Source organism: Vibrio sp. 1401, assembly GCF_033340295.1.
The window spans coordinates 1-13,511 of record NZ_JAWOWF010000043.1 but is presented as its reverse complement, the minus strand read 5'-3'; the positions used below and the strand labels follow the sequence as shown (position 1 = coordinate 13,511).

Below are 13,511 nucleotides of genomic sequence, written 5' to 3'. Positions count from 1 at the left end.
TAGCATTATTAATTGACATATATCGTAGTAATTTAATTATCTGACGTTTGGTGATAATTAGTGATTAATGTATCAAAAACTTCATTTTAAATACGCCCTGTTATATCTTTAAATAAGATTTAATTTAAGCGTTTTTTATAAAAAATAATAGTTAATATGAACCAACTCCCAATTATTATTGAGAGTGTAAAGGATGTTAAACTATTGAGACATCAAGTCCACTAGTTGTACCTTTAACAATAATTTCATCAAACGTCTTATCATTAAGAATTGCATGCAATATTTCATGAGAAATCTTCGGAAGCAATGTATTTTCTATGGTTGTTTGTACCACACGCGCACCACTGCCAGACTCATTGCTATTGTCTACAATATCATTAATTAGTTCCTCATCAAAAAACAGGTCAGCGTTATAGTGCTTACGAATACGAGTCGTAATTTTATCCAACTTTAATTTTGTTATTTCTATCAATACTTTTCTTGATAGAGGCAAATAAGGTAATACGTTCACACGCCCTAAAAATGCAGGTTTAAAGTCGACCAACAAATCATCGCGTAAAGCATCTTTTAGTGCTGACGGCTCAGGAGATAAATCAGGATCAGAATACAAAGACATCGTCGTTTCGGTCCCTGTGTTCGCGGTCATAATAATAATAGTGTTTTTAAAGTCTATATCTCGACCTTCACCGTCTTTAATTGAGCCTTTATCAAACACCTGATAAAAAATATCTTGAACACCAGGGTGCGCTTTTTCCATTTCATCGAGGAGAATTACACTATAAGGTTTACGTCTAACAGCTTCAGTCAGTACACCTCCTTCTCCATAACCGACATAACCAGGAGGAGAACCTAATAGCAATGAGACTTTATGCTCTTCCTTAAATTCCGACATATTGATAGTCGTGACATTTTCTTCACTACCATAGACTTTCTCTGCAATCGCCAAAGCCGATTCGGTTTTACCCACTCCGCTTGGTCCGGTTAGGAGAAATACACCATTTGGTCGTGTCTCATCCGTGAGCTGCGCACTCGCGGTTTTTATCACTTCAGACATGAGCTCTAAAGCGTGATCCTGCCCGACAACTCGCTTACACAAACTTTCTTTCAAACCCAATACTGCTTGGATTTCATCATCCTGAAGTTTACCTAGCGGTATACCGGTCCAATCCGAAATAACTTCTGCGATTAGCGCTTCATTTACATGCGAAAAAACTAAGGGCTGTGAGTTAGCGGAAAGGTTATTTTCAAGCTCTTGTAACTTGTCTCTAGCAGTTTCAGAACCCTCCTGGATTATTTGGGTTCTAAGTGACTTAGCTTCATTTACCCATTCTTTTTCTTTTTCCCAAAGTACTTCTAATTCAATAATGTCATTAGATAGCGCATCAATCTCTTTTCGGACACCTTGCAGCTGCACATCAAGAGATGCTCCTAGCCGACTCTCTTGGCTAAGATGCTCATACTCAGCTTGCTTTGCTTTAAGTTTGTTTCTTTTCGCATCTAGGCCTCCCGGTGTAGATGACTGACTTAACGCAACTCGAGAACAGGCCGTATCCAAAACAGAAACCGCTTTATCTGGCAGTTGACGACCATTAATGTATCGAGCTGACAGTTGGACCGCTGCATTGAGAGCTTGGTTAGTGATATGAACATCGTGGTGTTGTGCCATTACATCAAGTAAGCCTCGTAACATTTCGATCGCGAGTTCAGGGGCAGGCTCATCAACCTTTACGACTTGAAAACGCCTAGTTAAAGCTGCATCTTTTTCAAAATACTTTTTATACTCTGCCCACGTTGTTGCTGCGATCGTTCTGAGTTCACCTCTCGCTAATGCTGGCTTCAGAATATTCGCCGCATCACCTTGGCCCGCTTGCCCACCACCGCCAATTAGGCCATGAGCTTCATCAATGAACAATATAATAGGCTGTGGAGCGTCGTTTACTTCCTTAACAAGGTTCTTAAGCCTGTTTTCAAACTCACCTTTCATGCCTGCGCCGGCTTGCAGTAACGCCAAATCCAGAGACTTAATTGCCACATTTTGCAGAGCGGGAGGTACATCGCCATCAATGATCTTTTGCGCCAAACCTTCAACAACGGCTGTTTTTCCAACACCAGCTTCTCCCGTAAGAATCGGGTTGTTTTGTCGGCGTCTTAATAAAATATCGATCATTAGGCGAATTTCATTATCTCTACCAATCACCGGATCTATTTTACCTTCCCTAGCTTGCTCAGTAAGGTCTGTTGTAAATTGATTCAAGGCGGAATTCGCGTTTGACTGCGCTAAGTCATTCGATCTTGATTGAGGCGCATTACTTTCTTTAAAGTTCAATAAGCGAGATGGTTCTATCTTGTTTAGTTCAGGACTAATCGAACCAGCCATGTTGACTAACGTATCATCAGACAAGTAGGCAAATAAAAGATGGATGCACCCCAACTGTTCTTGATTGAATTCAATGGTTGCAGACAACAAGGCATTTTGCATAACAGTCACCGTATGAGCTGATAGCCCAGGCACCGACTGGCATCCTGTTTTGTATTTTTCTAATGCCTTTTGAATATCGGTTTCAACCTTGATTTTATCGACATCAAATTCGTCAAAAACTTCAGAGTAAATATCGTCAGGATGGCGGATAATCATCATTAACCAGTGAGACATTTCAATACTGTGATGAGTTCGGGAGCTTGCCATCGCAGCTGCCTGTTCAAGTGTTTCCTTAGCCTGAGGAGACAATCTTTCGACCAACGCTGAAAGTGAGAGTGAAGCCATTACATTTCCTTTAAATAGTAATTGTTATAGTTCGATCTTTTGTACGTTCGTGTTTTTTAAGCACAGAACCAATACCTAACTGCCCCTGCTGTTTCGATAAACAAGCTTGTGGTAGCAAACTATGTTTGGTGGTGAGCTGCCACTTCAGTTGTTTATGTTTTCCAATCAACTCATAAGCAGCGTTCTTAATGATTGCTATATTGGGTTGGTTAGGAAGCAATTTACTAACTAGCTGTTTATCTTTTGGCAGAAATTCTATTGTTGTCCCCGCGTTGATGTTCCATGCTTTCGAACCCAAAGACGCTCCTAAACCAAGTTGAGCAAACTGCCCTTCAGGCATAGTTCGGGATGCAAGGCGTGTTTGCTCTTCTTTCGTAAGGTGTAACCATTGTCCTTGAAATTCATGAACTTTTACTTGGCATCCAGATAAACATTCAAGAATACTTTTCAGTCCACCTTTACTTCTCACTGGTGAAGCAAACACACCACCATAGTGCCGGGACAGTGAACTCCCTTTCCCAGTTAATGCCGATTTACAGCTTTCTAACGGCGAACGCGCGCCCTGCGCATGCGCACGAGACTGAACAGTCAGCTGACTCAGTTGCCAACATCGATAATAAAGAGATAATAAGCGATGATTGAAAATATCGTAGAAGTCCACCATAGCCGTATCGCCTTCTTTTTGGCGATGTAAAGCTAATTCACTATAGTGCTGGGGAAGCACACCTTGCTCACCCGTTAGGCCTATTAAATTGGTCTCAATCTCTAACTTGCTGTCATCTATATTTTTCAGTTCACAAAGCTGAGCATTTTCAAAACCTAATGATGGATTAACCTTTAAGTTTAGCTTTTCATGCTTCGGTAACGCATCTGTTCCTATTTGCGCCTCTGCTTGCAGAACTTCGTGTTCAATAAGATGAATCGCTTCAAACAATGGATGTTGCTTTAATTCTCGATAAAATTGTTCCGCGCTCATAGCAACACCTTATCGCCAGTTAATGCGGGCCATAGGTGGAAAGACTTTCCCGTGGACTTAATTCTTATTTCTAACTGCGTAAAAATGTTAATTTCAGCATATTGCGAGAAGTAAACAGATAAAACACTACCTAAGAGAAAGATCTGCTCTTTAGGTAAAATTTGATCAGAAACCGTCAAAATAATTTTTATACCGTGCGCAAATCCAACTTTGCCTTTCTGACTAATTCTTCCTGTAGTAGGCTCAAACTCTAACTTAGTTAAAGCATCGATTACCGCTTTCGTTTCTGCTGTCCCAGAAAATGCATAGAGATTAAGGGTCTGCTTCAAAGTTGCTAAACCATCTTCCTCGGTAAAATGGTTTAAAGTTAAAAGCTTAGTTAACTGCCATCGTGTGCTTTCATCCATTTCTGGCCGAATAGTTTCTGATAAAGAAACTAAACAACGAACAGATTCGAAATTGTCATTTACCTCCGGTAAAGATACTTGCGGCAGCCCACCTCCAAATGGAAGTTTCTGCGCTAAGTTGCGGTTACAGCACTCAGCTTCCACGTACATTAACCAGTTTTCCCGGCTATCCGGGCTGAACAATTGATGTTTTTTATCAACAAAAGAAATGTAAGTTTCTCTACCTGGCTCATCATACCCACCAGCCCAGTTCTTATCCTCACGTCTCATCAACCAATAAATCTCACTAGTGTTTGTATAATGCGTGTGCTCACCAGCGTGATAACATGGCAAATTGTGGTACGTTTTGTTCCAGTTTCTCAACGTTACGTCAGAAATTGAGACAACCTCATTACTTTCAGATTCTTGGTATTGTGGAGACAAGTGGTAATCGTATTCAGTTGGTAGAATACGCTTAGGCTCCATAATACTTTTAAATAAGTTGATTACAGGCACACAACCTACCATTAAGCTTTCTTCGTCCACTTGCTTTGGAAGCCAGTCATCGTTGGTATCAAAGTAAAAATACAGTTCGACTTGCTCTCCAAGATCTAGCTCAGATAATCCAAGTTCGGTGATATCAAAGAACATAAACTTCTCAGGAAAGTGCAAATACTCAACAAGTAATCTTGCTCCTGAAAAGCTTCTTTTACTGTATGGCACAACTTTCTCATCTTCTGAAAATCCTACTTCAGAAAGATGTCTTTTGGTTAAAGGACGAACTTCTTTGCCATCCACAACAACAGATAAACCAATTAGGTTTTGAAACAGCATTTGGTAGAGCTTAAAAGTCAATTGAGATTGACCGTTTAAATAGAAGCGCAGCCGTTCTATCCCCATTTCACCAAGAGGAGTCTCTTCATCTTGAGCCGTGAGCTGTACTTTCAAAACTGAATGAGCATTGCTTTCCCATCGTGAGCCAACTGGCTTGAAAGGCGCATTTTTAAAAACGCCAGAGGTCACATCAACAGGATACATTCTGACCGGATAACAAGTTCTAAACTCGCATTCATGATATCCAGTAGCACCGATAACAACTCGCTCGCCTTCTTCTACATCAAAATAAGAGGAAGTGGAGTTAGAACAGCTCATTTTAATGACTGACATTGACGGGATTGGGGCGTGAAAATCCGGATATAACTGTCCCATCAAAGACTCTGTAAACTGAGGGTAACTATTGTCTAAGCTTTGTCTAATCCTTGCTGTTAGAAATGCGCAGCCTTCTAACAATCTTTCTACGTGTGGATCGTCAACCTGTTCCTCACTAATACGAAGTCTCGCGGCAATCTTGGGATACTGCTCACCAAACTCTTGCCCTTTGTGACGCAAATAAGCTAACTCGCGATTATAGTACTTGAGAAACTCTTCACTCATTTTGCTCTACTCAGTTTCATACCTAAATTTACCGGCTCTACTTCAGAATTGAATCGCACTTCATGAATACTGTTATCAATTAAGCAAGTGGCATTTATCTGTAACCTCAATACCCTATCAATAGCGTTTTTCTCGTCCGAAATCTGGACATGAGGGTTCCTTAACCTCGGCTCAAACTCTTTAATTGCATCATGAACGATGTCGCAAAGCTGATTCTGCCCTTCTTGGCTGCTATAGGGCATTGAGGAAAAATCTGGCAGCCCATAGTTCAATATTGAATAACGAACCTCTAGAAGATCATCAGGAATATTTTTCCATCCAATACGACTATTCAGCATCGACTCTAGATCTCTAAGTAAGCTGCTCAACATCTGTTGCTGGCTTGCAGGGAAGTCTTTCTCATCTCGAGTGAGAGGATCACTATCTATCAATTTGTCGAGCAGAGAAACGGTTAACGACATGATATTTCTACGCTATTTGTTTCTGTTCTAATAATGTAGTCAAATCACAGATTGGAAGCGCTGAGTCACCGACTAACCAACATTTTTGACCCAAGCCAACAAAAGATTCTTGCTCACCAATCTGCTTCCAATCCGTTTCTCGGCCTAACTTTTGTGCATCGGTCTCTGAGTCGACATACGTCAAAGGCATATGGCCTTCGCCTTCACCAAGTCCATCGATATCAAACTCGACAGGTCGCCAAATACTTTCTAACAAAGAAGTAGGTGCTTTAACTTCTAGCGTATGGATGCTCGATATGGGTACAAGAAAATAGTTACCTGCTGTAGAAAACAGTTCAATGTAACCACCTAAACGATCATCAATATCTCTAGCATCTTCGTAGTTTGTGCCGTTTACGTTAAACCCTTTAATAGTACGACGCTCTTCAATGCGATGCGATAGACGTGACGCTTCTTCGTACTCTTGATTTCCGAGAGCAAGATTAAATCGAACAAGCTCTTTAGTTAATTCCTCATCACCTAATACTTTGGCACTAGCCGCACCATTGATAAAATCCTTTCTAGCTTGAGCTGCTTTCACTAAATGTCGTAGCTGACTTGCACCAGGCAGATACTCAGGAAACAATTTAATCGATTGCATGAGCTGAGCGTCCGCACGCTCGAAGTCCCCATCAATGCAAAGAAGCTCAATGAAGGAACTTCTCAAGCTCGCATCTTTAGGGGTGGCTTTAATTTCATCAATTAATTGCTCTAGAGCGTGTTGCAATAGGCCTTGGGACAAAGCATTTTTCCATTGAGTCATTGTTATTTCCTTACACCATGTGCTCTGGTGATAATTCGGTAATTAATTTAATGCTAGATACCATTTGATCGAGTTGAAAATGCGGTCGCAAATGGATAACTGAGTAATAATGTCCAGGAGTTTCTCTTTTCTCTCGAACTGTAATTTTCGCTTCATTTAGGGGGTATTTAGCTCGAAGCTCATCAGACGCTTCATCTGATGCGGTAGTGTACTGGTGTAACCAGCGTTGAAAGTCACGCTCTAGGCTTTCTGCGTCTTGATACCCACCAATTTTGTCACGCCCCATAACCTTGAGATAATGTGCGACTCGCGATACACACAATGTGTATTGCAACATCGATGTCAGTTTTGCATTCGTTGAAATATGCTTTTCTGCGTATTGTTTGGGCTTGTAGAGAGATACATTCGAGGTCATCCCTACCATATCAGTCTCAGGTATTGGAGAAATAGAAATAAAACCGCACTCAGACAATTCTTGTTCTTTTCTCTCAGTGATTTTCAAGTTTAACGGACATCTTTCACGATCATTCTTGCCATTAACACGCATCGTGCTCCTTGTAGGAGCGACGATAATACCCTGACTGTAATCGCCTTGTTTAATCCCTCGCATATGCGTGAACCAACCATGTTCCTGAAATGCTCTAATTGATACAGCAGCAAAACAGTACGCACTACTCCCCCATAGCAAATCTCGGTTGGAGTCGTAGATGTGTTCTTGAAAATTGAATTTATCATTCCGCGAGCCATCACTTTTGTATGGCTGACGGAACAAGACGTTAGGTGCAGTCAAACCAATAAATTTAGCGTCATCGTTATCTCTCAAACTACGCCACTTTGCATAATCTTCCTGTTCAAATTGGGCTGCTATATCTCTTATCGCAGAGAGTTGAGCGAAACTATCAACACCAAACATCTCTGGCGATGCAGACATGATAAATGGGCTGAATGCTACAGCTGCAGACTGAGAGATCTTACTCAACACAGACAGATCTCTATCAAAATAATTTTTACTAGGATCACAGCGAAGCTGATAATCTCCAACCACCACACCAAAGGGTTCTCCCCCTGCCATGCCATATTCATTTTGATAGAGCAACTTAAATAGTGCTGATTGGTCAAACTCGATGGCTTTTAAAGCATCTTTACTGATTTCATTCCATGTCGCCGTTAAAACCTTAACTTTTACAGAGTCCGATGAACGAGAATCAACCTGTTCACATAAATACCTAACTCCAACCCACCCCCTTTCGAGCTGTTGAAACTCAGGATGATGTAATATTTCATTTAGTTGAGATTCTAATAGCTCATCAATGCGGTTAATTGTGTTCATCACACTATGACGAAAGCTGTCCAAATCTCTTGAACGTGTACCTTCTAGCCAAATTCGAGCTGACGATACAAGATCAGAAGATTCATTGAATCGAGTCAACCACGGGCTATCAAGTTCAGCATAGCCTCCGGTACTGAACTCATGTTTTAGCTTGCTAGGGTCGCGAAAGTTAAGTGACACTGCTAATTCCATCTAGAACATAAAGATTGGTCATGGCTGGCCTTTCGACCAGCCAATTCATTTCTTATCCACCTGACTGAGGGATCTTTGCCACAAGTCGCAAAGATGTGGTCAGTTCTTCCATTTGTAACCAAGGCTTCAGCCATGCTACGGCATTGTAAGAACCAGGTGCGCCAGGAATTTCCTTAACCTGAACACGAGCGTCTGCTAGAGGGTATTTCGCTCTGATCTCTTGACCACCGCCTTCAGAAGCATTGACGTAACCTAGGATCCAGCGGTTCAGCCAAGACTCAACGTCTTCTGCTTCCATAAAGCTACCAATTTTATCTCGAGCCATTACTTTCAAATAATGCGCAAAACGAGATGTTGCCATCATATAAGGTAGGCGGGCAGAAATGGCCGCATTGGCCGTTGCTTCAGGGGATTCATGGTTCGCTGGTTTTTGACAGGTTTGCGCACCAAAGAACACTGCATAGTTGGTGTTTTTGTAGTGACAAAGCGGTAAGAAACCAAGCTTACCAAGCTCCGCCTCACGTCTGTCGGTAATACCAATCTCTGTTGGGCACTTCATATCAGGGTCGCCATCATCACTCATGAAGAAATGCGTTGGCAAGTTATCCACTCGACCGCCGCCTTCTGCACCACGGATGGCAGTACAAAATCCATATTTTGAAAATGCGTCGGTTAACTTAACACCAAGAACATACGAAGAGTTCATCCAACAGTAGTCGTTATGTTCAGCGTTAACAGCAATACCTGAAACAGGATCTACTTCGAACTCTTCAAACCCAAACTCTTCGACTGGAGCGGTAGCTTGTCCGTATGGCAAACGAGCAAGGACTTTTGGCATCGTCAGACTAACGAAGCGCGAATCGGCACTCTCGCGGAACGAACGCCATTGGGCGTATTCTAGTGATTCAAATACCTTATCTAGGTCGCGTGGTTTTGACAACTCAGTCCACTCATCAAAGCCGAATAGTGCTGGTGAAGCCGCGGACAAGAATGGAGAGAAGCCAGAAGCCGCTACATTTGACATTAGGCGTAACGACTCAATATCTTCTGGGTGGTTGGTAAACTCATAGTCTCCAATCAATGCACCATACGGTTCACCACCAGCACTACCAAACTCAGACTCGTAAACCTTTTTAAAGATCTGGCTTTGATCAAACTCAACAGCTTTGCTCAAGTCTTTATGTAGCTCTTTCTTGGTCATGCTCATCATGCGAACTTTCAGAGTAGAGCTGGTCTCTGAATTCATCACTAGATAATTTAAGCCGCGCCAAGAACCTTCGAGTTTCTGTAATTCTGGGTGATGCATTACTTCAGACAACTGATCAGAAATCTGCCTATCGAGCAAATTAATCGCTTCACGAAAAGTTACTGTTAGGTTTTTGTTCCAAGTAACTGTCCCTTTCATTGCTTCTTCAGCGAGCGTTTTAATCAGCTCCTCAGCACGAGAAGCTTCGGTCTGCTTAGTCGCACCAATAGCTTGATCTAAGAATGAAGTTGTCTGTTCATTAACAGTTGGATCTAACTGTTTTTCAGCTTCAGTCGTCATTATTCCGCTCCTTCAGTACTGTCTGACTTCGCTTTCTTGCCAAGATCTAACTCGCCTGCAAGTCTTGCCAGATTGTCTGTATTGTTCAAAACATCCTCTAGGATATTTTCAAGCTCTTCTGAGCGGTCAACTTTTGTCATCAAATCACGCAGTTTATTACGCGTTTCCATCAATTGGCGTAGTGGATCAACTTGATTTACGATCGCAGCAGGCTCAAAGTCTTGCATTGATTTAAAGTTTAAATCGACCTCAAACTGTGAATCGTCATTCGCAAGCTTATTCGCAACTTTAAACTTCACCGATGGATTCATTTTTTTGAGTACATCGTCAAAGTTATCTCGATCGATCTGAATAAAACGGCGGTCTTTTAATGGCTTCAACGCTTCTGTGTTTTGACCAGCGAAGTCACCCATTACACCTACAACAAAAGGCAGTTCTTTCTTAAGAGTCGTACCTTCAGTTTCAACATCATAGGTAATGTGGACACGAGGCTTCCGTACTCGTGATAGTTTCGAGTGGATACTCGTCATACCATTCTCCCTTTATTAATTTTCATTTTGTTCTGCTATGCCAACCAAACGGAAGTAGCTTTTCTTTGCATCCCCGTCGGAGATAAGTTCCGCCAGTAACTCCGGCAGAGGCATCCCACACCAACGAATAATCTGTTCGATGGAGTAAGAAACTGGTGAGTGAGGTTCACTCTCTCGGAAGAAATCAGCTACTTGCTGCAATTGTCTAATTGCCTGCTCTCGTGATTTCATGTTTGTCGCTAATAATGCATCACAACTTTGTGAACTTAACGGTTGTTCAGAAGAAGATTCATCAAGATCCTCTAGCTCTTCAAACACGGCTTGTGGTTGATTGAAACGATCTCCTAGAAGGTGCTTTAATGCCGAGTGTATTGATTCGAGTCTTTTTGATATATAAGAGCTAGGAGTCACATCACCGACCGCTTCGTCTAATCGCTGACTGAATTCATTAAATGATTCTGTAGCGAACTCCAAATCCGTGATTAATTCTTGATAAAACGTATCAGAAGTCGACTTAACCGTAGTTATAATTTCAGGTAGCTCAACAGCCCCAAGCTCGACTCGATTTCGGCGCTTATCTTCGTCTAAGCGCTCAAGCTCTATAGCTTGCTGATATTCCCAATAGGCATAAGCTTGCTCCACGCCTAAGTCAGTCAATGGTATACAAGCAATTGGAAAAATAAGTGTTCCTTCACTATCGATACCATTGAGGCCAATAATCGCCGATATTCTTGTCTCAATACCATCTTCATCAGGCATTGGGTACAGATCATCCCAAAAGTTCTCAATTAAACTGGTTGCGAGTTTGTAGCCAACGCCCATACCACGAAAACCATACAATCGAGTTAGGGCTTCTATAAGCCAGGCAACAAATTCCAAATCTTTAGACTGATTCGTGAGTATTTCTGGGACATCTTCAATAAATACTCGCCATAAATTACTGTGGGTATAGATACTTTCTTCTTCTATAAGAGCATTACGTTCAGCGTTGCGGGCGGCCATACGCTGATCTTTCAACCGATAGTAAGAAGACTGTGGTGATACATCCTCTCTAGGATCAATACCTGTAGGATTTTCTTGAGATATAGGAGCCAACGCTTGTTCATACCAATCAAACATTTCATTACTCATAAGCTCTCCCTCTTAGAAAGACAGGTATCGTCGCGTCTTCTCTAGTTACTGTTTCGCACTCCGTTTGCGCTTGGCGAACTTTGATCAAAGCACAAGTTACGTTATCACTTGCGCCCCGAACCAAAGCCGAATGCATGAGAGCTAATCCAGCTTGGTTGACTGAGTCTGCATACAATGTCCGATGAATTTCATCACTCGTAAGTTCCTTAGAGAGTCCATCGCTACAGAGTAGAAACTGATCGCCGTCAGCCAACTGCCCTGAAACTTGATCAATAGTGACACTTTCGTCGACCCCAACAGCTCTGGTAATAACATTTGCAAGAGGGTGCGATTCGGCATCTTCAAATGCCAATAAGCCCTGATCCACTAAGTCCATGACTTGACTATGATCACGTGTTTTTTGGACAAAATTACCACTTCTAAGCTGGTAAATTCGGCTATCACCCACCCAAAGACAGTGGTAATACCCATCCTGAATAAACAACAAAACAAGTGTTGTTCCCATCGTTTTACCGTCTAAGTGATTTTGTGCGTATTGGTAAATTTCTAAGTTCGCTTCTTGAACCACTCTTCGGATATCATCGATATTAGTATTGGAGACATCCTGCATGTGGCGCGCGACTCTATCCACTAGCATCTGGCTTGCTATATCGCCAGCACTGTGTCCACCCATTCCATCGGCAACCACCCAAATATGCTGTTCTGTCATATCCAACAGAGCATCCTCGTTATAAGGGCGTACTTTTCCTGCGTGCGATTTAGCAAAGGTAAAATAGTTCCAATTCATTCTTCTATCCTACCAATTCCACTTTTTCCAGCCGCCATCAAGCATGGCTGAAAACTGACCAATTGAAGGAAATCCACTAGTAATGAACATGCATGGTTCAACCTTCGTTGAACCTTCAGTCCACCAAAAACATGGTTTACTCAATTTTTCTTTAATGAGGTAATTCAAAAGCGTGTTTTGATCAGTATTGCCGTGATCATGAAAAACTGTAGATATTTGGCTTTGATAAAGAAACTCTAGAGGCTTCACTTCACTTGTTACATTCGCAACGAGGTCATTTTTTTCTTGAGTACTCTTATGCCAAACATCAAAGACAAAGTCGTCCTCAAGTACTGAAAGAGCAAGAGCGGCACTGTCCTCGGTCCAAGCTCTGTCACCCCAATATTGCGCAGCTTCACCTTTTACGGCACGAGCTATAGTAAAGAAAAAGTATCTACCGCATGCATCAACACTAGGAATCATGCTACCAATGTAGGTTGAGTCTTCTAAATAGCTAATATCCAAAGCAAAGTGCCACACAGGAGCCGTTAAAAAGTGCTCATTCCAGCTTTCACCCAGTTGTTCCCTGCTGACTGCAATAACCGCCTGTTGCCAATCATGCCAACGCTCCGAGAAATCTTGTGATAAACCATCTTTCACAAAGTCCCCTTTTGCAGGCATTTTACCGATATAGCCCCAGCCTGATGTTATAAGGTTCGTGGACATCTGAACCTCTCCATTTCATTTGACCAAAACGGATTAATGGCACTAGAAGGAATAAGCTCTAGCTGCACCTTATTTCCCTTTAAATCAATCATAACTATATTGTCTTTACGCGATTCTGGCCTTGCTTTAAGTGATTGATCCAAAAGCTTGAATATGCCCCACTCACCTTCATAGGTATGCGCAATTTCGCGTTTAGATTCAGGTGGTGTGAACACAATTCGAGTCTGATCTTGACCGGCAGGCCAACTCAACGATTTAGCTCTTGCTGGTCCATGCTTATAAACCAAATCTTGTCCACCCAACTCTAAGACAAATCGAGTAATGTGCTGGTCTAGATAAACAGGCTTCATCCCAAACTCTACGCGTAATGAATTATCAGATTCAAAGAAACCCCCTGTGTCAGGCTAGTTGTCACTGTTAAAAAATAACCAATTAAAGGGGCGGTGACAGAGGAAATATGTCTCGTT

The 13,511-nt window shown here is 41.9% G+C and carries 11 protein-coding genes and 1 pseudogene; all 12 read right to left on the bottom strand.

The genetic code is table 11. From position 1 onward, the window contains the following. Positions 1-196: 196 nt before the first annotated feature. Positions 197-2,764, bottom strand: a complete 2,568-nt coding sequence (gene tssH / locus R7Z77_RS18685) for a type VI secretion system ATPase TssH (RefSeq protein ID WP_017820212.1) — start codon at positions 2,762-2,764, stop codon at positions 197-199. Between the two features lie 10 nt (positions 2,765-2,774). Next, positions 2,775-3,740 carry a type VI secretion system baseplate subunit TssG gene (tssG, locus tag R7Z77_RS18680; RefSeq protein ID WP_005375963.1) on the bottom strand — a complete coding sequence of 322 codons (966 nt, stop codon included), beginning with the start codon at positions 3,738-3,740 and terminating at the stop codon, positions 2,775-2,777. Further along, a complete protein-coding gene (tssF, locus tag R7Z77_RS18675) occupies positions 3,737-5,560 on the bottom strand; it encodes a type VI secretion system baseplate subunit TssF (protein WP_017820213.1) in 1,824 nt (607 codons plus the stop codon). The genes tssG and tssF overlap by 4 nt, the downstream gene beginning before the upstream one ends. Continuing rightward, entirely contained in the window at positions 5,557-6,021 is a 465-nt protein-coding gene (gene tssE, locus R7Z77_RS18670; protein WP_017635621.1) for a type VI secretion system baseplate subunit TssE, read from the bottom strand. Before tssE ends, tssF begins: the two co-directional genes overlap by 4 nt. 7 nt (positions 6,022-6,028) lie before the next feature. Further along, on the bottom strand, positions 6,029-6,823 hold the full coding sequence (locus R7Z77_RS18665) for a type VI secretion system accessory protein TagJ (protein ID WP_017820215.1): 795 nt from the start codon (positions 6,821-6,823) through the stop codon (positions 6,029-6,031). A gap of 10 nt (positions 6,824-6,833) precedes the next feature. Beyond that, a complete protein-coding gene (gene tssC, locus R7Z77_RS18660; RefSeq protein WP_318136785.1) occupies positions 6,834-8,345 on the bottom strand; it encodes a type VI secretion system contractile sheath large subunit in 1,512 nt (503 codons plus the stop codon). Between the two features lie 52 nt (positions 8,346-8,397). Next, positions 8,398-9,891 carry a type VI secretion system contractile sheath large subunit gene (gene tssC, locus R7Z77_RS18655; RefSeq protein ID WP_005375950.1) on the bottom strand — a complete coding sequence of 498 codons (1,494 nt, stop codon included), beginning with the start codon at positions 9,889-9,891 and terminating at the stop codon, positions 8,398-8,400. Next, positions 9,891-10,421: a type VI secretion system contractile sheath small subunit gene (tssB, locus tag R7Z77_RS18650; protein ID WP_005375949.1), complete on the bottom strand. Its 531-nt coding sequence runs from the start codon at positions 10,419-10,421 to the stop codon at positions 9,891-9,893. The genes tssC (R7Z77_RS18655) and tssB overlap by 1 nt, the downstream gene beginning before the upstream one ends. 15 nt (positions 10,422-10,436) lie before the next feature. Next, entirely contained in the window at positions 10,437-11,552 is a 1,116-nt protein-coding gene (tssA, locus tag R7Z77_RS18645) for a type VI secretion system protein TssA (RefSeq protein WP_186585263.1), read from the bottom strand. After that, positions 11,545-12,339 carry a PP2C family protein-serine/threonine phosphatase gene (locus tag R7Z77_RS18640; RefSeq protein WP_005375947.1) on the bottom strand — a complete coding sequence of 265 codons (795 nt, stop codon included), beginning with the start codon at positions 12,337-12,339 and terminating at the stop codon, positions 11,545-11,547. Before R7Z77_RS18640 ends, tssA begins: the two co-directional genes overlap by 8 nt. 9 nt (positions 12,340-12,348) lie before the next feature. Further along, positions 12,349-13,044 (bottom strand): type VI secretion system-associated protein TagF, encoded by a 696-nt coding sequence (gene tagF, locus R7Z77_RS18635; protein ID WP_005375944.1) that lies wholly within the window; start codon positions 13,042-13,044, stop codon positions 12,349-12,351. Continuing rightward, positions 13,026-13,433 (bottom strand): annotated as a pseudogene (locus R7Z77_RS18630) (type VI secretion IcmF C-terminal domain-containing protein); the annotation flags it as partial. The gene tagF and the pseudogene R7Z77_RS18630, both read right to left, overlap by 19 nt. Positions 13,434-13,511: the final 78 nt, after the last annotated feature.